18 protein-coding genes are annotated in these 20,180 nt (G+C 45.4%); 2 read left to right on the forward strand and 16 right to left on the reverse strand.

Annotation, left to right across the window (positions count from 1 at the left end):
- Window positions 1-11: 11 nt before the first annotated feature.
- The 7 genes from fliD to BMZ28_RS00785 form a co-directional block, all read right to left on the reverse strand.
- Entirely contained in the window at window positions 12-1,322 is a 1,311-nt protein-coding gene (gene fliD, locus BMZ28_RS00755) for a flagellar filament capping protein FliD (RefSeq protein ID WP_047780143.1), read from the reverse strand.
- A 351-nt stretch (window positions 1,323-1,673) separates the two neighbouring features.
- Complete coding sequence (locus BMZ28_RS00760; RefSeq protein WP_047780142.1) at window positions 1,674-2,513, reverse strand: flagellin N-terminal helical domain-containing protein; 840 nt, start codon at window positions 2,511-2,513, stop codon at window positions 1,674-1,676.
- A 186-nt stretch (window positions 2,514-2,699) separates the two neighbouring features.
- Entirely contained in the window at window positions 2,700-3,530 is an 831-nt protein-coding gene (locus BMZ28_RS00765; RefSeq protein WP_074820087.1) for a flagellin N-terminal helical domain-containing protein, read from the reverse strand.
- 266 nt (window positions 3,531-3,796) lie between these two features.
- Window positions 3,797-4,351 carry a DUF1120 domain-containing protein gene (locus BMZ28_RS00770; RefSeq protein WP_074820089.1) on the reverse strand — a complete coding sequence of 185 codons (555 nt, stop codon included), beginning with the start codon at window positions 4,349-4,351 and terminating at the stop codon, window positions 3,797-3,799.
- 21 nt (window positions 4,352-4,372) lie between these two features.
- Window positions 4,373-6,817, reverse strand: a complete 2,445-nt coding sequence (locus BMZ28_RS00775) for a fimbrial biogenesis usher protein (RefSeq protein WP_126467053.1) — start codon at window positions 6,815-6,817, stop codon at window positions 4,373-4,375.
- 12 nt (window positions 6,818-6,829) lie between these two features.
- Window positions 6,830-7,621, reverse strand: coding sequence for a fimbria/pilus chaperone family protein (locus tag BMZ28_RS00780; RefSeq protein WP_083399606.1), 792 nt, complete (start codon window positions 7,619-7,621; stop codon window positions 6,830-6,832).
- Between the two features lie 90 nt (window positions 7,622-7,711).
- Complete coding sequence (locus tag BMZ28_RS00785) at window positions 7,712-8,407, reverse strand: DUF1120 domain-containing protein (protein WP_074820094.1); 696 nt, start codon at window positions 8,405-8,407, stop codon at window positions 7,712-7,714.
- A 1,406-nt stretch (window positions 8,408-9,813) separates the two neighbouring features.
- Here BMZ28_RS00785 and BMZ28_RS00790 point away from each other — a divergent pair.
- Complete coding sequence (locus BMZ28_RS00790) at window positions 9,814-10,794, forward strand: transcriptional regulator (protein WP_074820592.1); 981 nt, start codon at window positions 9,814-9,816, stop codon at window positions 10,792-10,794.
- Window positions 10,769-11,308, forward strand: a complete 540-nt coding sequence (locus BMZ28_RS00795; protein ID WP_074820096.1) for a hypothetical protein — start codon at window positions 10,769-10,771, stop codon at window positions 11,306-11,308. Before BMZ28_RS00790 ends, BMZ28_RS00795 begins: the two co-directional genes overlap by 26 nt.
- A 347-nt stretch (window positions 11,309-11,655) precedes the next feature.
- Here BMZ28_RS00795 and BMZ28_RS00800 read toward each other — a convergent pair whose 3' ends face one another.
- From BMZ28_RS00800 to flgE, 9 genes are all read right to left on the reverse strand, one after another.
- Complete coding sequence (locus BMZ28_RS00800; protein WP_074820097.1) at window positions 11,656-12,675, reverse strand: hypothetical protein; 1,020 nt, start codon at window positions 12,673-12,675, stop codon at window positions 11,656-11,658.
- A gap of 11 nt (window positions 12,676-12,686) precedes the next feature.
- Window positions 12,687-13,604: a flagellar hook-associated protein FlgL gene (gene flgL / locus BMZ28_RS00805; RefSeq protein WP_074820099.1), complete on the reverse strand. Its 918-nt coding sequence runs from the start codon at window positions 13,602-13,604 to the stop codon at window positions 12,687-12,689.
- 104 nt (window positions 13,605-13,708) lie between these two features.
- Window positions 13,709-15,070, reverse strand: coding sequence for a flagellar hook-associated protein FlgK (gene flgK / locus BMZ28_RS00810; protein ID WP_074820101.1), 1,362 nt, complete (start codon window positions 15,068-15,070; stop codon window positions 13,709-13,711).
- 113 nt (window positions 15,071-15,183) lie between these two features.
- Entirely contained in the window at window positions 15,184-15,495 is a 312-nt protein-coding gene (locus tag BMZ28_RS00815) for a rod-binding protein (RefSeq protein ID WP_047780133.1), read from the reverse strand.
- A gap of 10 nt (window positions 15,496-15,505) precedes the next feature.
- Window positions 15,506-16,582, reverse strand: coding sequence for a flagellar basal body P-ring protein FlgI (locus BMZ28_RS00820; RefSeq protein ID WP_269471918.1), 1,077 nt, complete (start codon window positions 16,580-16,582; stop codon window positions 15,506-15,508).
- A gap of 69 nt (window positions 16,583-16,651) precedes the next feature.
- Window positions 16,652-17,326 (reverse strand): flagellar basal body L-ring protein FlgH, encoded by a 675-nt coding sequence (gene flgH / locus BMZ28_RS00825; RefSeq protein WP_074820595.1) that lies wholly within the window; start codon window positions 17,324-17,326, stop codon window positions 16,652-16,654.
- Window positions 17,327-17,396: 70 nt separating this feature from the next.
- On the reverse strand, window positions 17,397-18,182 hold the full coding sequence (gene flgG / locus BMZ28_RS00830; RefSeq protein ID WP_047780131.1) for a flagellar basal-body rod protein FlgG: 786 nt from the start codon (window positions 18,180-18,182) through the stop codon (window positions 17,397-17,399).
- A 66-nt stretch (window positions 18,183-18,248) separates the two neighbouring features.
- Window positions 18,249-18,980 carry a flagellar basal-body rod protein FlgF gene (gene flgF, locus BMZ28_RS00835; protein ID WP_047780130.1) on the reverse strand — a complete coding sequence of 244 codons (732 nt, stop codon included), beginning with the start codon at window positions 18,978-18,980 and terminating at the stop codon, window positions 18,249-18,251.
- A gap of 10 nt (window positions 18,981-18,990) precedes the next feature.
- Window positions 18,991-20,178 (reverse strand): flagellar hook protein FlgE, encoded by a 1,188-nt coding sequence (gene flgE, locus BMZ28_RS00840; protein WP_047780129.1) that lies wholly within the window; start codon window positions 20,176-20,178, stop codon window positions 18,991-18,993.
- Window positions 20,179-20,180 lie beyond the last annotated feature (2 nt).

Genomic DNA, 20,180 nt, shown 5'->3' on the forward strand with positions numbered 1-20,180 from the left:
CACCAGCCGGTCTATTTTGTTGTGGTAAACATACTCAACGTTGAGTTCATTTGTGCCATAACTTTCTGTAACTGACTGAATTGCTTAAGATAGCGGCTATATGATGTGTTATAGCGCGTTTCAATCAAGGCTTCGCGATCGGTCAACTGGCTCTCTTTACGATCCAGCGTTTCCTGACGCATTTTCAGTTCGCCTTTAGAAGAACTGAGGTAGCCATCCATTAATTTATCAACACCTTTAATCAGCCCATCGTTGCCGTTAAAGAAATTGGTCAATGCGGCAGGCTCTGACTTAAGGAGTTTGCTGAATTTATCGCTATCCAGTTTCAACTTACCTTCACGATCGGCGGTAATACCAAACTCAGTTAACTGATGACCGCCAAAGTCAGCGCGGATAATGCTGTTCAACTGGCGTTCCAGCGCCATAATGCCCGAGTCACCGGCAAAAGGACCGCGATCTGAACGGTTGCCACCACTCTTAGTCAGCGTACCTAAATCCGTCGCCAGCTTGTTATAGGCGTCGATAAAAGACTGCATCTTCTCTTTGGTCACCGTATCATCGGTGCCAACATTGATTCTTAGTGCAGCATCACCAGGCTTACTCGCCTGATTAAACTCAAGCGTTACACCTTGGATCAGGTTGGTGAAGGTATTGGAGTCATTGGTAACTTTAATACCTTTACCCTCTTCACCAATCCACACCTCGGCATCTTGAGCCTTAGTAATTTCAGTTTCTTGAGCGTTAACAAATGCACTACCGCTCATCGTTACATCAATTTGGTTTTTCGCTCCGGTTTCATCGCTGCTTAACATCAGCGAAATCTCACCATTAGAGCGGATAACGGAAGCGGTCATTCCTGGATTATCATCATTACCGTTAATGGCTACAGCTAGCTCTTCAATACTGTTGATATCGGTCATATCAATATCAAGCTGCTTACCATTCATCGACAGAGAAAGCGTTCCGCTACCGTTGGCAATATCATCATCGGTGATGTTAGTCAGCGCCGACTGATGTGCACTTGCCAGTTGTGAAACAAAAAAGGAGTAGTTGCCTTTAGCCGCGTTTGAATTGGTGGTGATATTCGCCATCCCTTCAACACTGGCCTTTGCCGAAGTCTGCAACATACCGTTATTAGTTTTATTTAGATCGTTCATTGCGGTACGGAAATCACTTAACGATGTTCTTAGTGATTTCAAAGCAGCCTGTTGAGAAGCCAGCTGTTTTTGTTGTGATACAAGTTGCGTCTTCATCGTCAAGATGTCGTAATACGCAAGTTTCTCAGCGGTACCCTGTGGATCTAAATTTAAAAAATCTGACATACACCTTCTCCTCTCTTCTTATCTAGCAAGTTCCATGCCAAAAAATAATTCGTTATAAAACAAATCAATAAACAAGATGCGGAAGGAAACCTTCCTTTTCGACCATTGGGAAATAGACCGTATTCTTCCGCTATTTCCCCATGCCTAACGGATTAAGACCATTAGCACCTTGGTTATGGCGTAATCCCACTAATCTAGAGCGGTACAAAACAGTGAAAACTTAATAACAAATAGAAAATATGTAGGATGAAATAATTTAGATGGGAAAAGTGTCAGATTAAGGCGGAATTGAGAGGTAAAAAAAACACCGCCATAAAGGCAGTGTTTTTATCTATACATTCTGTGGGAAAATTATCCCAGCAGTGACATAACCATACCAGACATGCTGTTAGACTGCTTCAGCATTGACATGCTGGTTTGTGCTAACATTTGGTTACGGCTCATGTTAGAAGCTTCAGAAGCGAAGTCTGCATCCATGATGTTACCGATAGCTACGTTAGTGTTGTCTTTCATGTTAGACAGGTTGTTCGCTGTGTGGCCCAGACGGTTAATGTTGGCACCCAGAGTAGAACGAACACCACTCACGTTATCTAATGCAGTATTGATGGTATCAATCATGCCGTTTGCTTTGTCTGCAACACTGATATCAGCTGCACCAACGGTGGTTTTTAGCTCAGTATCCAGCGCTGTTAATTTAGTGCTTAAGTCTAATGTCATAGTTTCGGTAGAGCTTGCACCGATTTGGAACTTAACTTCAGCGCCTAACTTTTTGTCACCAAACAGCTTGTCGCCGCTGTAGCTGGTGTTTTCCATGATGTTACCCAGTTCTTTACCTAACTCGGCGAATTCAGACTGCATAGAAGTTAAGTCTTTTGCGGTGTTAGTGCCGTTTGCTGCCTGGGTAGACAGATCTTTCATACGGTGCAGGATGTTAGTCACTTCATCGAACGCACCTTCAGCTGTTTGCAGCATTGCTGTTGCATCAGAAATGTTACGTTGAGCAACGCCCATACCGTTTGACTGTGCTTGAAGACGAGTCGCAATTTGCAGACCAGCAGCATCATCAGCGGCTGAGTTAATACGTTTACCGGTACCTAAACGTTCCATAGCGGTGCTCAGTGCGCCGTTAGATTTGTTCAGAGAGTTGGTAGAAGCCATTGCAGAAGCGTTAGTGAAAATTGATAGTGCCATTATATTATCTCCTAAATATAAACCTGTTTTTCTATCCGTTGTGGTTAGTACTTAATATAAACGACACAATCAATCGTAATATTAAGTCCTCCAGTCACTTTTTTTATTCTTTTTTGCTAAATAATTTTATTAGCAATGAAATATCAGAGATAACGCCCATATCCGGGCGTTATTTCAACGATAAAATTAACCCAGCAGAGACATCACCATGCCAGACATACTGTTAGATTGCTTCAGCATTGACATGCTGGTTTGTGCCAACATTTGGTTACGGCTCATGTTAGAAGCTTCAGAAGCGAAGTCTGCATCCATGATGTTACCGATAGCTACGTTAGTGTTGTCTTTCATGTTAGACAGGTTGTTCGCTGTGTGGCCCAGACGGTTAATGTTGGCACCCAGTGAAGAACGCACGCCACTGACTTCGTCCAGAGCGGTATTCAATGTATCGATCATGGCGTTTGCATCAGTACCTGTTGCGATGGTACCGGTCTTCAGCGCGGTAACACGATCGGTAACTTTAGTCAGATCGGCACTGATATCCAGAGTCATTTTTTCAGATGAAGAAGCACCGATTTGGAAATCTACAGCCGCTCCCAGCTTAGTGAACAATTTGTCACCGCTGTAAGAGGTGTTAGTCATGATATTGTCCAGCTCTTTACTTAGCTCACCAAACTCAGACTGCATAGAGGTTAAGTCTTTAGTGGTGTTAGTGCCGTTAGCTGCCTGAGTAGACAGGTCTTTCATACGGTGCAGAATGTTTGTAACTTCATCAAATGAGCCTTCAGCTGTTTGCAGCATTGCTGTTGCATCAGAAATGTTACGTTGAGCAACGCTCATACCGTTTGACTGCGCCTGAAGACGAGTAGCAATTTGTAGACCAGCAGCATCGTCAGCTGCAGAGTTAATACGTTTACCAGTACCTAAACGCTCCATTGCAGTACTCAGAGCATTATTAGATTTATTCAATGAATTGGTAGAAGCCATTGATGAAGCATTTGTATAAATTGATAGTGCCATGTTCCATATCTCCGCAAGTTTAGATTCAATTTCTATCCATAGTGTGGTTAGTACTTGAGATAAACGGCACAAATTCTTCCAGAATTAAATTCAAAGTATAAAATAAGATAAAAAGTCTAATTAAAAGAATAAATACAGCTAATAACACTAGCAACATTTCAATAAAAAGATTAATCGCAACAGAATGGTGGATATAACCGTTCTAATCACCGCTCTACTATGTCGAATGGAGCAAATAGGTTATCTGACGCCGAAAAAACTCAATGCTATTGATACACCTCAAACCTTATCTGGCCGTCCAACTCGGTCAAATCACGAACCCGTCCCTCATTTCCTGTTGCCGGAAAATCTAAACGCAGTTGCAGAGTCAATAAATGACGATCGTCCCCGGCATATTCTGACGCTAAGGTCGTCAGTTGGCTCCCTGGTGACAATATGACTGACTGCCCGGATGATACCCGCCGCTCTTCTTGTTGCGCAGCACTGAGCCTCAATTCGGTATCCCTACCGTTATACTGCATCGATAACAGCGACACTAACATCCTACCCGCGGTGCCAAAACGGAAATACTGGCCACTAACATCCGACTCACCGTCAATCAGCAACGTTATCGGCCCCTCCTCCGCACACTCTGCCGTCACAGTCAGTTCCTGACGGGTAAACAGCATGTCCGCATCGGCAGAATAACGCTGACTACCCAGCGCTATTTCCGGGCGTGCCGCCACCACCTGACAGCCTTGTGCAATGCTGTGTGCAGCAACACCCCATAACACTAATGCCAAGCTAACAAACTGAAATAATTGATTTATGTTACGTTGCACACATCCACCTTTATTATGCGATTAACTGCATGTCGCTGTGATACTTTCATATGCCTCACCCTTCCCTGCTTTTTCAGGCACAGAATAATGCAGGCTACAGCTTTGCTCTTGCCAACGTGCCATAAGCGGACGTTGGCCGTTTAAGTCAGTGAGAAACACCGTCCCAAAATCCACTGCCGTAGTCACATAACTACCGTCCTCAGTGGTAATGGCGCTGCCCTTCGGCAAGGGTTTTCCATCCGCCATCGTTACCGTCAGCAGCCCATTACGCGTTTGCTGTAGAAGAAAGCGGGTATCGGTCACGGCACCATGCCCAGCAACCACCTGTCGATAGCCATTGTTGACGTCGATATTTTCCGGCAATTGTTCGGTGTTCAACTCAATTTTACCGGGAGCATAGGCTGGTAAACCAGGCACAACCGCTTTCCCCCGCCAATCTGTCCATACCGTTCCCTGCGGAGTATTGATTTCCACTCCGCTGACGGCAGGTTCCACCGCTACCACGCCAAAGGTGTCGTGAATCTTATGCGGTGAAAACACAATCCCCTGCTGATGTAGCACCACACCACCGGATAAGGTGCCGGAGTAGTTACGTACATTATTATCCTCTGCATAGCCATATAGCCCCGCAGTGGTGTAATGCAGGTTGCCGGTCAAATTACCCGATAAGCTATTATTACGTTCCTGTTTTAAATTGTGCTCTGCCGCTAGCGACCAGTTGCTATTTTGCGTCATGCTGCCACTCGCCTGCATACCCGCCACCGATGAATCCGATGAATGACGGTAATAACTGCTGACCTGCTGCCCACCCAGCGGAAAACTAAAGTTAACAAACACGCTGTCACGATCGGTATCATGACACCGATAAGACTCGTGACAGTCGCGCAGATGCCGACTCTGGCGCTGCCAGTTTACTGATGCACTCATAAAACCAAAGTTACGGTTCCAGGTAGCCATCAGGCGGCGGGTGTCCCCGCTATTATTCCCTTGACGAATCTGACTGGCAGAGATCGAAACATTACCCAGCATCCTCTGGTGCCAGCTCATTCTCAGACCGGCACTGGTTCGATTGTAAGGAGAATCGGTAATGGAAACTGAATCTGTTAGCTCGCGATAACCGGGTGAATACCGGGTGATATCCCCACCAAAGCCAATATTCATCGGCGCTTGCCAGTTCACCGAGGCGGTACTCTTTGCTCCCCGCCGATCGTGGTTCCGATCCTGACTCAATGCCATAGACAGACCCATCGATATTTTCTGGTGTGGGCTAACGGTCAAACCTGCACCGCCCGCCAAATAATCAGAAGCGGTGATAGCCCCCGCCTCCAGTAATACCTGACGGGAAAGCCCCCAACCATCAGACAGGCTGGCCACCCAAGGGCGCTGATAGTCTTGGCTGACATCATCAGCTCTCAGGCGACCCAACGCCAAAGACCAGCTTTCTGGTGCCTTTGGTACCAGACTACGGAATGATGCCGCAGTGACGGTATACGCTTCTTCCTGCCCGCTCGGCGTTATCACCTTTAGGTGTAAATCGCCGGTAGTGTTCAAGACAGGAATATCGGTCAGCGTAAAGGGGCCAACCGGTACCAACGTAGAATAAATCAGGATTCCATTCTGACGAATGTCCACTCGTGACTGGTCGGCTCTGGCCATCCCATTCACTTGCACACCGCTACCCAACTGGTTCAGTGCGGTCTGCGGCACCAACTGCATGCCATCAATCGCCGCACCAGTCAGTAGATTATTGGAAAAGTTTATCTGCCCGGCCTGCAGCAACTGCTTTCTATTCACCAGCGTTTTTTGTGCGTATATATAAGCATTATCGAAAGTGAATCCACCTGCGCTGCTCTGGCGCAGGTTATGAGTACCTCGAACCATCCAGTCACCGACGTTAAGGCCAGTTTCCAGGTTCAGGTAACTAAAATCTGAACGGCTAAAATCAGAGGTAAAATGTGAATGATAAGCCGAATAATTTAGCAGGCCGGCGGTACCGCCCTGTTGATAATTTTTTTGATTATTTTCCTTCTCCAGCGCTTCAGGCGGCACCACAATCTTGACTTCCTGAGTCGCTGGCAGCAAAGAGATCGTCGCGGTTGGCCAGACATCGGTTAACGCCGGGCACGCGTCGGCTTGCGCCGAATCCCGCGGCAGGGAAGAGGTAAGCTGAATACCTGCTAACGTAAAAAATGATTCATCCGCACACATCTCACCACGGCGACCGAAATTGAGCCTCTGCATACCCCGGCTGGCACCGTTTATCTGTAACGCCACTTCCATAATACCCGGCGTAAAACGAGCACCTTCAGAGAAGTAAGCCGCAGTGGATGGATCAATACCGAGAGCCTTCAACCGACTCTCATTGAAGCGTGTCGGTCGGGAACCTTCAGCTTGCACAGAATACGCCCAACAGAAACCCGTTAGCGTAATAGCCATAATCAGTAATGAGCGGTGAAGTATTTTCATAATACTGAGCAATTATTTCCCGCTCAGAAGGGCTTTTTGTTCCCCCACATCAAACCCGTAACGCGTCACTGGGGAAAACACGACTTGTTGCTGACTGCTAAGACGAATACCGTTAGGCACGGTAGCAAACAGGCTTTCACCAGGCAGGATATAGTTTTTGCTCAGAGACAGAACTTTCCCTGCTGGCTGCAACGTGATCTGCGGTGTCAGACGCACCACATGACGCCCGGTATTGGTCACTTTTAGACGATCAGCACTCACAGACCAGTCCAGATCGACCCACATATCGCGTTTATTACTCAGTCCTTTCGGCACAATAATCACCGGTAAGTCCTGACGCACTGAAACAGATATTTGACTATTATCAGAGGTTTGTTCAGTCACCCCTTCAAAATAAACGCGCTTAATATGTTCATGCTGCAGCGGTGTATTGCTGTTCAAGACAAAGCGTACTCGCTGAGACTGACCGGGTTCTAAACGCGCCACAGGTTGGGTCACAATCAGGCGAGGTTCACGATCGTCAGATAGCTCAACAATTTTGGTATACAACAGCACCGGAACACTTTCAGTATTTTTTACATTAATGCTGCCGCCTTTCTGTGCTTCGTTAATAATAACGGCGGAAGACTCCGGTAATACTCCGGATGCATGTGCTCCAACAGTAAAAATTGATAACACCGCCAATAATAAACAGGACAACAACGTTGATCTTTTATGGCCCAAATGAGGGGGCGCGACAGAGAATAACTTATTCAAGCGGTCGCGCTTAACCAAGAGTAAATAAGCAGACAATTGAAAATTCATACAAATACACTTTATAGAAAATGGTCTTGATAAAAAGAACGGCGGATAAGTATTGTCTGGCAGGTGACTGCCAGACAATATGGTGATGGTTTACAGATATTGCAGGGTTATAGTGGTGTTGGCGCTAAAGTTAATAGCGTCTTTCGCCTCATCCACGACTTTAGGATCAACGGCAGCAGAGATATTGATAATTCCAGCGATATTAGAAGCGCTCTGTGGTACCAGGCCTTTTCCCCAGGTATGCCATTTAGTGCCATCTTGATTCATTAATGAGTTAACGTTCTTACTGTCCGCCGCCCAAGTACTTCCGTTATTATCGGAATATATCAGCTCGGCATCGTCACCATCTACCGTTGCACTGGCCAGAATAGCGGTAAAATAACCGAGCTCTTGCTCACCAACCATGCCCAAAATACCGAGTTGCTGTTGCTCACTATTCATCGTGCTCGTATCACTAAAGTAGCTTCTGATACCAAAACCAGGCTTGGTCGCTGGTTGGCTATCCGCTTGTGCAGATATCGCCACTTTTGCCGGAGTGCTGCATTGGATATTAAAATTAACAGGCTTATGCTTCAGCTGATATCCATTTTGCTCTGGGCCTTGCTCTTTCAGCTCGCCAATTTTCAAATTGCCATAATCCGCTGAACCATCAATAGAAATAGCGCACGCAGAAGGAGCCAATGTGCCTTTTACAGTAATTCTGGCAGATTCAGCCGCAATAGCAGAAAGGGAACATGTGGAAGTGACAAAAAGAAGAAACAGTGCCGTACTTTTACAGACTTTCATTTAAATACCATTATTAAAATTAGCTAACATTACACTCTCTCTGAGAGCCACACTTCCTCCATGAAAATACATTAACGCAACATCTAGTGTTGAATTCCATCAGAATACCAAAACAAACAACCACACCTAAAAATTAGGCGGGATATTATAAATCTAAAAACAACATATTTGAAAGCCATAAACCAACGTTAATTATTATTATTTAATAAATAATTCCAGTTAAAAGTAAAATACCGACACTAAATAGAAACAATAAAAAAACAATCACCGATAAATCGCAACACAATGGAAACAATCAACGCATAAATAATTTAAGTTGCACTTAAAAAGGAACATTATCTTTACAGGGAAAACAAGGAAGTATTGAAGTAACCGCATTCAAAGAACGGTAAGAGGTAAATTGGAAAAACAGTGAGCACTCACCGCGATCATATCAACTCACTTTACAGTAGAAAAATGAGCATAACTCACCAGCAAACCAAGTATTTGGAGCAGTAAGCCCACAAATTCTAATGTATTCACGTTATTTGACGAGCTTAATACACAATGTAGCGTATAAAAAACAGCAAAAAAATAACCAGTAGAATCTACAATAAAAAAACAAGAAATAAGAACATTTAAGCAGTTAGTAAACTAACACTAATAATCGCCAGTCATAACGTTACGAAAAAATCGTTACCCAAATTAAAGCCGATAAAAAGATAAAAAAAGATTTACTCTCTGGCAAATAAGTAGCTTCATATTTAGGTGAAAATCGTATTTTTCCATTATAAATAGTTAAAATAACCATACTTTTTATATGGTTTATTCGATTTTTATCATAGAAATAGTCTTGCTCAAATAAAATAAAATCGATTTATTTTTTATATTAATTTTCACATTAATTTCAAAAAAAATATTTTTAACAAAAAAAGAACATCCAGAAAACATTCCGCCAAATGACAACAACAATCATCACACATATTAATTAATAATTAATATCCTTTTTTTTCAAGATGATAAATTAAAAATCAATGTTTTTAGATATAAAAATCGCGAAGATTAATGATGAGAATATTATTTAGTTACAACTATTAATAAAATATTATTTGAGTCAGGTTGATTATTTCAAAGGTTTAAAGTAAAAATATAGACATAACGGCTATAGGATTCAGCTTAGGAAAAACCAGCATTAATCTTACATTGATTGTTCATAACGCTTAACATCTATCTCTGTAAGAGTTTTTATAACCCCTGCTATTCCTCCTTCAGAACGGACTCACCGGTAAATAAACTGATATTAAAATGGCTATAAAAGAATTCTATTTTTCTCTTTCCTGCCGTTTTAGTTCTAATTATTAACGATAGAGCATCATTAAGACGCGACAAAAAAGGTTTTTACCTCATTAAACATGAAAGATAATAACATGCACTGCTTCGTCAATGGTTGGCTAATCGATCATGAGTCGGGTTCCATCATCCACAAGGAAACAAAGGAAGTTAAACGCCTTGGTGAATACCAACTGAAATTATTGGATACATTAGCCCAGCATGCTGGCGTCGTTCTTTCCAGAGAGCGGCTTACCAGTCTGGTCTGGGAAAAACGCGTTATTGGTAACAATAGCCTGCCAAATGCTATCCATGCATTAAGAGCGGCTTTGGACGATGATGGCAAAAATCAAAAAGTCATCAAAACCATTCCCAAGAAAGGTTACTTACTGGAAAAAGAGTTCTGCAAATATCAAGAGCAGGAAGCCCCAAGTAATCCGGATATCGCTGATGATGAACCACTCTCTAACACATTGAGTGATACACCCGCTCCTGAAGCGACAAGTATGGAACTTGAGCAATGTTTGGAAAACCATCAGGGAGAAGAGCAAAGCACCGAGCATCAGGCGGGCAATCTTAATTCATCCGCGACTGCCACCATCATCAGCAAAATACCAAGCAGACGTAGAAGATATCCGTTTTATATTGGTGCTGTTGTCATGGCGGCACTGGCTTTTGCTATTGGCGTATTTTTCTTTAATCCCAACGCGCCGATATCCCCACCTCAGGGGATGGTGATCAATAAAGAAGTCAATCAGCCCTACGATCACATTAATCTTTATCAGGTGTCGAAAAGCTCAATACCTTTGAGTCAGGCTTCTTACAGCGTACCGGAACGTTTGAAAGAATCGCTGAACAACATAAATGGTAAGTTACGCCAAAGTAATGCAACACTCGATGTCTATTATCGGGCGACTGATTCAATACTGCATTACACTATTTCTATAAAGACCAGTTGTGAACACAAAGAACTCAGCATGAATATTTACCACTGGCGTATTAATAACGAACGACTGAATACACTGATTTACCATGAAACAGAGAGAAAACTTAATGAGCTTGCTACGTGTAATAATTAAAGGCCTGGTACTTGTGTCTGGTCTGGTAGCAATTAGCCTATCGCTGGTTAATATAGCTTCCGCTAATTCACCAGAAGTGCAGGATAGTGAAATCCTAAAAGATATGGATCTTGAGTCGCAACTTGGTTTCTACGATCTGCTGTCAAAAAAAGAAGAGGTTTATGACGTTCGGCTCTATCCTGGTATGCAGGATATTCTGGTTAACGTGACCACTCCAAAGAACAGCCGACTAATCATCAAAGGAAGAATGGTTCTGGATACTCAGGTTAGTGGAAATAACAGTTTTAAATTTTCCACCATTTATTACTACAATCCGATGCCTGACCAGCTCATTGATAGTGTAATGGACAGCTCAAAACGGGAGCCACTGCTAATAAATAGCTACGCAACTGAAACCGATCAACTGGTTGTAACACAAAATGGCCTGCTGTTTGTTCATCCTAAAGGAAGCAATATATTACAAGTACTTGCGCCCAAGCCACTAGCAGCACCAGCTAGCAATAAAAATGGTTAATCGGTAAGAAAAAAGCAATCTGATGGGATAATACCGTTTACTTGAGTATGTTCACTTTATAGGTAATGACTTATTCACTCTGTCATCTCAATATTTACTTTGTAAATCTGTTAGTTACCTCGAGATCCCATCACTAATCTTGTCATCCCAGCGAAAGCTGGAACGCATAGCCGTAGGCGAAGTAAACATTCACATAGTGATGGCCCGAAGGGGGAGCGCAGCGAATCATCTCACCCTTAGGCCAAACGTTGTCATTAATCTAAAACCTAGATGCTGGTTTTCACCAGCATGACGAAGGGGGTTAGTTTTCACCGGAATAACGGAGGTTGTTTTAGCTTGTTATTCCCTTAACCCAACAAGTTTCTTACCGTTAGGCTACGAACATTAGCCTGACCACCAAGTGCCTGAGTGACGGTGCTAAAATCATTACTTCCGGAACTCAATTTATCAGACAGAATCGCTGAAGCTTGCAACGCGGCTCCCTCATTCTGAAAGGTTGCCATACCGTCAATACGCGAACGCACATTGTCTTTAATTTGCATAAGCTGTCGACGCTGGCCATTCACCTGCTCCAAAATGCCCTGGATATCTCTCAACTGAGATCGGGCACCAGACAGGTTATCGCTAACCTTACGAATCGTATCTTCCGGTGCAGGTTCAGCCACGGCCTTCAGCGGATAAAAGACCCCATCAGGATAACGCTGTCCTTCACCTCTGACGCTTAAATGCTCAGATACCCGCTCCCATTGGCTCTCATTAACTGCAAAAACCACCTGATTACCATCAACCGATTTTCCCTGAACGCCAAACTTACCTAATCCAAGATTAAGGCTTCTCAGTACCTGCGAAGGTGAACTATTCTCTCGAATCGTCACCGCGGCAATATCGCGCTTGGTACCCGCCAATGAGAAAATTAACGTTTCTCCCTCTGGCTTCTGCAACACATTGCCAATTCCCTGTAGCGAGAAATTCACTTGAGGCTGTTTCTCACCCAATACCGCATTCAACCGACGGTCTACTGTGCCACCAGAATATGCATTACGCTTATCCATCAGCGATGTCAGGCTATCAGCATGCTTTTGCAGCTTAGCGGCACTCACGGCACCGTTGGACGACACACCTTGGCGCAAAGCCAACAGATGATTCTCCACTTTACGCAAAAAATTATCCGCTTGTTGGACAGACGTTAGCTGCTCATTAAGCTGAACGTTATAGCGTAATGGCCGAGTAGAAATAAAGGGGGAATCGGGAAAGTCTGACGGGCGACTTCCGGTAACTTGCCCAACGCCAGCCGTACGAGAAACCTGTCCCCGCGAAAGCGGGGAAGTGGAACTAAAACTATTGGGTGATTGTAAAGCTACTTGCATAACCCGCTCGGTTAAATCGCATCAAACAGCGATAGTCTGGTAATTTGTACGTAGGTTGCCTGAGTAGCTTCCATCGCGACCATATAACCCTTTAACTTGATAGAGGCTTCAGCATAATCCAACTCGGACAGATCCTTTTGAACCAGCTCATTTGAAGTCGCCACATCAGTATGGGCATCACCCAGCATGCTCAGCGTATTCTGACGCCCACCCAGCTCGGTAACTTTTGAACTCACGGCATCATAAGCATCATCAACCGTATCAATCATGTTCTTCATTGCATCGGAAAACTCTTCAGAACTGAAGTCAGTATTTGGATCTTTTAGCTTGCCAACCAACGAATTAAGATCATTGAGAAGGTCGTGACTTCCATCGAAAAACACATCACCCACGGTGGTATTTTCTTTAATATCAATGCCGTTAGCTACCGTGGTTTCACGCTGACTATTATTGCCCTGAAAAACGTACTTACCGGAAGCCTCATCAAACACTACGGTTTGCACACCAGTTTTAGTACCAGAGAAAATATAACGTCCATCTTCGCTTTTGGTGTTCAGCTCTGCGACAACCGAGTCCAACATCGCCTGCATTTCACTGGCATAGCCATCCATATCTTTAGCGGTATTGGTGGCATTAGAAGCGGTTAGCAGCTTATCTCTCAAAGAAAGCAGCTGTTTATTTATCGCATCCATATGCGTTTCTTGTTGCGCTAAGCTACCGGAAACCGCAGTAATATTGCTCTTATACTGACCAATCGCCGCCTGTTCACGACTTAACTGAACCAAACGCGTACTGGCAATAGGATCGTCTGAAGGCACCAACACCCGTTTCTTTTGGGACATTTGCTCCATGGTTTTATTCAGCGCGATTGAGTTATTATTGATACTTCTTAGCATCGCTGATGATGTGTGTAAGCTACTGATTCTCATTTAATTATTCCTTTATTATTCATTTCAGGCTCCCGTGACTGCTGAGCTATTTCCTGCTCTTATGTCGTCAGCCACACCTGACAAAACAAGGGCTTAATACTGTCTTAGAACAACGCCAGTAAATCAGAAAAAATCTGATCGCCAGTGGCGATAACTTTCAGATTCGATTGATAAGCCTGGGTATAAACCAACAGATTAACCGCTTCTTCATCCAAATTTACCGCACTCAGACTATCGCGTTGGGTTTGAGCTTCATGCAGCACCGCACCAGCAGCCCTGAGTTCAACCTGATTCTGACGACTGGCAATACCGACCTTACTCACTAAAGCGGCACTGGCGTCACTCAGGCTCATATTGCCCAAGCCATCAATCGGCATGTTTTCATTTTTAATATTAATCAGCGCCTGCAGGTTTTCACCGTTACCTTCTTCATCATCTGCCGAAGAAAAAGCTAATTCATCTGAGCTTATGTCAGTAACTTGTAGCATGCCTTTTGGATTATTCGGATCGAAGGTAAACAGTGGCTTACCCGGTTGTCCATTCAGGTCATAGCCTTTTGCCAACTGCGCATTGAAATTTTCAGCGATGCTTTTCGCCATGCTGGCTACGGTGGACTGCATTTCTGCCAACGTACCTGTTTCATAGTCGTGCAGTGCTCCCAACTGTCCACCGGTAGACATATCGACACCAAATGTCGTACCAGAGAAAGTTAACTGCATGGCAGGATTACCGCTGCCATCAACGCCCATTTGTAAGGTAGATGAGTTTCTGCCACTCACCAGCGGTTGGCCGTCTTTCAACGCAATGGTCAACGTACCATCACCCGCTTCCGTCACACGAACCTCAACCAGATTACTTAACTCATTAATCATCTGGTCACGTTCATCGCGCAACGCGTTGGCGTTGTATCCCTTAGCTTCCAGCTCACTGATTTGCTTATTGAACTCCGCAAGGCTGCTGCTCATGGAATTAATGCTGGTCATCGTCGCATCGCGCTGAGTAGTAATCCCCTGCTGCTGAGTATTAATAAACTCATTAATGCTGTTAAAGCGGGTTGCCGTGGCTTTAGCTTCATTAATCACCTGCTCACGCAGTGCACGATTATCCGGCTTGCTGGTTGCTGAATTCATAGATGCAAAGAGTTTATCCAGTCCGTAGCCCAGACCGGTACTTTCAGAACCAATAATTTGTTCCAACGCACCAACATATTGTTGGTTCATGGAGTAATAGCCGTTCTCACTATGAGAACGCCATAGCTGATTAACCAGATACTGATCGGAAATACGGCGAATGCTGGTCACTTCGACACCACTGCCCGCCGACATACCATATCCAACCAGTGCGCTCTGTTCCGCCCGCTGACGACTATAGCCTGGCGTATAGGCGTTGGCCGTATTCATCGCCGTGGTATTCAACTGCGACTGCGCAGCCTGAGCACCACTGTAAGCAATATTTATCATACTCATACTGTTATCCTACGTTATATCGTTCCCTGAGCCAGCAGCAGCAATCGGGTCATCGCATCGTTTTCAGTTTGTCGCTTAATTAGAGCGACAAAATTTCACTGAACTTAAATCCCTTATTTAACATCTTTACTGCCGAGCTGTTGAATCAACATATTAGCAATGCCGCCACTGCGCTGAGACGCCAGCGATGTCGCTAACGTATCATCATAAAGTTCACGCATCATCCGCTGTTGTTTGCTGTTAAATGGGTCATCATCAGCCGCTAATACATCGGCAGCCTTACGCATCTGCTGTAACATAGAACGCAAGAATAACGCTTCAAATTGCTGAGCCGCCTGCTCCAAACTTTCTGGCCGAGCTGTACCGCTAAGGTCACCGGCAATCGTATTATTTACCGCGCCGAAACCTGATATTGAATTAACCATTCCGCTCTCCTTAAATAACGATCAGCTCAGCATCCAACGCACCAGCTTCATGCAGCGATTGCAGAATCGACATCACGTCATCTGGGGTAGCACCTAAGCTGTTAATGGTATTCACGATAGATTTCAGGCTGGTACCGGCAGGAACCGTAACCATATGCGCGCCGCCCTGAGTCACGTTAACATCACTTTCTGGCGTGACTGCCGTTTGACCACCGCCAAAAGAGTTCGGCTGACTAACGTTCTGACGCTCATTAATGGTGACGGAAAGATTACCGTGTGCCACAGCCGCAGCCCGTACCACAACACCTTCCCCCATCACAACCGTTCCGGTACGCGCATTAAACACCACGCGCGCCTTCTGCGGACCGGATTCAACCTTCAACTCTTCCAACATCGACATAAAAGAGACTCTGGCGCTAGGATCCATCGGCGCAGTCACCGCAATATTGGTCGCGCTTTGCGCTTTTGCGGTGTTCTCACCAAACGCTTGATTAATCACCACGGCAATATTGTTGGCTGTTTTAAAGCTTGGACGCTTCAGATTAAGCATGACTTGATTGTTGCTCTGAAAGTCGCTGGGAATTTCACGTTCAATGCTGGCACCATTGGGTACGCGACCCGCAGTGGTGGTATTCACCGTCACGCTGGAACCGCTATTGCCCTGTGCACTAACGCCGCCAACCACAACATTACCCTGAGCCAACGCATAAACTTCACCATCGGCACCGCGCAGCTGTGCTAACAGTAGCGTTCCACCGCGTAAACTTTTGGCATCACCAATGGATGAAACCGTCACATCAATCGACTGACCACGCGCATACATCGGTGGCAGTGTCGCGCTGATAGCTACCGCCGCGACGTTTTTCACTTTCGGGTCAATCTTGGCTGGCATCTGCACGCCAAACTGACGCAACATATTAGTGACGGACTGACTGGTAAATTTCACCTGATTTTTATCACCAGTACCATCCAGACCCACCACCAGACTGTATCCCACCAGTTGGTTACCACGAACCCCCTGAATGTCTACCAAATTGCCAACCGTCTGGCTGAATGCCGTTGGTGAAACCATCACCAAAACGGTCATTGCTACCCACAGCGAGCGTTTAATCCTTAACATAGTGTGTACCTGTTTTCTGTTTAGTCAGATAAATAATCAAATCGGGAACAGCGGATGGTTAAAGAAACGAGTGAACCATCCAGCGGCATTCGCGTCGCTAAGCGCCCCACGCCCGGCGTAAGAAATACGGGCATTGGCAATACGCTGCGATGAAATAGAATTATCCCGCTCCACGTCTTCGGCCCTGACCAGCCCGGTAACGCGCATATATTCATCACCCTGATTCAAGGTAAGCCACTTCTCACCGCGAATCTCTAACACGCCATTGGGCATCACCCGATGCACTGCTACGGAGATTGAGCCACGCAACATATTCTGTTGTTGGCTGGCGCCATTACCACCAAAGTTACGGTCACCGGATACCGAGCCACTTAACTTATCGAATGTCTTACCGAATACTTCAGGTGCACCGATAGTGACATCGTTTTTCTTGCCAAAATTGGTTTTGGCCTGCTTGCTGGACTGAGTCGACTCATCCAGTTTCACCGTCAGAATATCGCCAACGCGATAGGCGCGACGATCCTGCATCAGCGTCCAGTTATAACCGGTCTGATAGAGCCCACCACCGCTCACCGGCGGTAACTGGGTGGAGAAATTCTCTGGTGGTGCAAATTCTGCATCGTCTTTCTTCACCAACATTGCCGGGCTTTCACAGCCAGCAAGAACCAGTAACAGAGGTAGACCACACAGTAAAAAAACTATTTTTTTCATCATATTAACGACAGCATTGTTTCCGTAAGGGAAGGCGTACCTCAGTACGCCATATGTTAAATCCACAGGATTACAGCGTCTGAGTAATAAACTTCAACATATCGTCCGATGCTGACACCATTTTGGCGTTCATCTCATAGGCGCGTTGTACGGTGATCATATCCACCATTTCTTCAACCACCTGAACGTTGGAACCTTCTAAGGCACCCTGTTTCAACTGACCAAATGCCTCTTCACCCGGCACTCCTTCAGTAGCTTCACCGCTGGCGGCAGTTTCTTTGTACATATTGCCGCCAATCGCCTGCAAACCGGCCGGATTAATAAAGTTCACCAGCGTAATCTGCCCGAGTTCAGCCGGATCGGTATCACCGGCCACAATGGCAGAAACCGTACCGTCAGTACCGATGGTGATTGACGAGGTATTCGGCGGCAGATCGATTTGAGGAACAATCGGTAAGCCTTGAGCGGTAACAATAGTCCCGTCAGCATTAACCTGTAGGTTCCCCGCACGGGTATAGGCCATATCGCCATCCGGCGTTTCCACCTGGAAAAAACCCTGACCGGTGATTGCCACATCAAGATTTTGTGAAGTGGTTTGAATGCTACCGACGGTAAACTGCTTCTGGGTACCAATGATATTAACGCCGCTACCATATTGGATACCTGATGGCGCAACATTAAGCTGATCCATTTGGGTACCGGGTGCCCGAGCCGTTTGATAAAACAGGTCTTCAAAAATCACGCGATCCCGTTTAAAGCCGGTGGTATTCACGTTGGCCAGGTTATTGGAGATAGCGCTCATTTTGGCATCTTGCGCTGCCAAACCTGTTTTACTAATCCATAATGCAGGATTCATATCTACTTTCCTTAATCTATGGTGACCGTTACGTTTCTCTTAATCTGAAACGCCATCACCCGATATTTAGCTATTACGCAACAGTTTATTACCGGCCTGAGCCAACTCTTCCGCGGCCTTCATCATCTTGATTTGTGCTTCAAACTGACGATTGAGCGAAACGGTAGACACCATTTCGGTAATGGCTGACACGTTGCTACTCTCCAGATGCTTACCCACTACCTGCACCATTTCACTGCGCGCAGCGGCACGGTTGTTGGAAATCAACAGCCCGGTCTCGTTTTTGTTCAGTTGATTGGCTGGAATATCCACCAGTTTGATCCGATCAACGTCCATCGCAGCGGACATATCACCATCATCCGGCGTAATGGTAATGGTGCCATCACGCCCGATAGCGACAGAAGAGTACGGAGGCAGGACAATCGGTCCACCATCACCTAATACCGGCAAACCACCCACAGTTAAGTTGCCATCCGGATCGATCTCAATGGCGCCGTTACGGGTATAAACCTCACGACCACCATTTTGTAATGCAATCAGGCCATTGCCTTGAATCGCCACATCCAGTTCACGACCGGTTTGATGGATAGAACCCGGCGTCATATCAACGCCGCCGTTCTGCCCTTGCACTAAATAGCGAGTATCAAAACCGGTTCCGGTGACCTGACGGCTGTTCGCCTGCTCCAGATCGGCACGAAACCCTTGAGTATTGGCATTCGCCAAGTTATTCGCACTAATCTGCTGCTGAGATAGCGTACGATTAGCGCCGCTCACTGCGGTATAAATTAATGGATCCATAACTTACTCGTTAAAGTGCCTGGAACAGCGACTGCATCATGCTGTCATTGGTTGAAATCACTTTAGTGTTCGCCTGATAGTTACGCTGTGCTGTCATTAGATTGACCAGCTCCGCCGTCAGATTCACATTAGAGCCTTCCAGCGCATAGGACTGAACTGCACCCAATAAACCACTGCCTGGAGTTCCCAGTACTGGGTTACCGGAAGCGGATGTTTGAGTCCAGCTAGTACCATTACTTGGTGACAAACCGTTAGGATTGGTAAAGTTAGCTAATACCAACTGCCCTTGCAGCATACGTTCACCGTTGCTGTAGGTTGCATAAATAGTACCGTCTTTATCAACCTGTACACCGGTACGTTCTGCAGAAGCATAACCAGAACTGGAATTGTTAGAAACGCTGAAACCTGAGCCATACTGGCTGCTGCCACCGTAGTTAACGGCAATATTCAGATCCTGGGCACCAGCAATCGGGCAATCAACCATCACATTGCCTAGTGGCTCCAGCATCGCACCATTCTGATCGAACTTAATGTCTACCGGCGAACCGACAGAAGTCCCGTCAACGCTGTAATGAACCTGCCACTCATTTTCATTGGTTTTAACAATATACTGAGTCATGGTGTGTTCACGTCCCAGAGAGTCGAAAACCTGAGTCGTATAAGAATGGTTATAGGAATCTTTATCTGCCGGGTCAAAAGGCGACTTCACCGGTTCTTTAGCCTGTGCATCAAAGTTCGCGGTAAAGTTCAGGCTATCAGTGGCTTTTGCCGGAATAGAACCGGTACTGATTTGCAGATCGGAAACGGTACCAACCTGTAAATTGCCGCTACCATCAACCGGGAAACCCTGAATTTTCATACCGGTGTTGTTAACGATATAGCCTTCTTTATCAAAGCCAAAATAGCCAGCACGGGTATAGCTGGTAGCACCGGAAGAATCGTGTACCACAAAAAAGCCATTACCGCTGATAGCTAAATCCAGTGGATTAGTTCCGGCAGTAATATCACCACCGCGGGTAATACTTTGCGTTACACCGCTAACGGACACACCCAGTGGTTGAGACTGAGCATAAATCGAGGAAAACTCGGCACGTGAAGATTTATAGCCGACGGTACCTGAGTTAGCGATGTTGTTACTGATTGAATTCATTTGTTCAGTGACGGCATTCAGCCCACTGTTTGCAATATTAAAGCTCATTT

It is taken from the genome of Pragia fontium DSM 5563 = ATCC 49100 (assembly GCF_900112475.1).
Classification (GTDB): Bacteria; Pseudomonadota; Gammaproteobacteria; order Enterobacterales; family Enterobacteriaceae; genus Pragia; species Pragia fontium.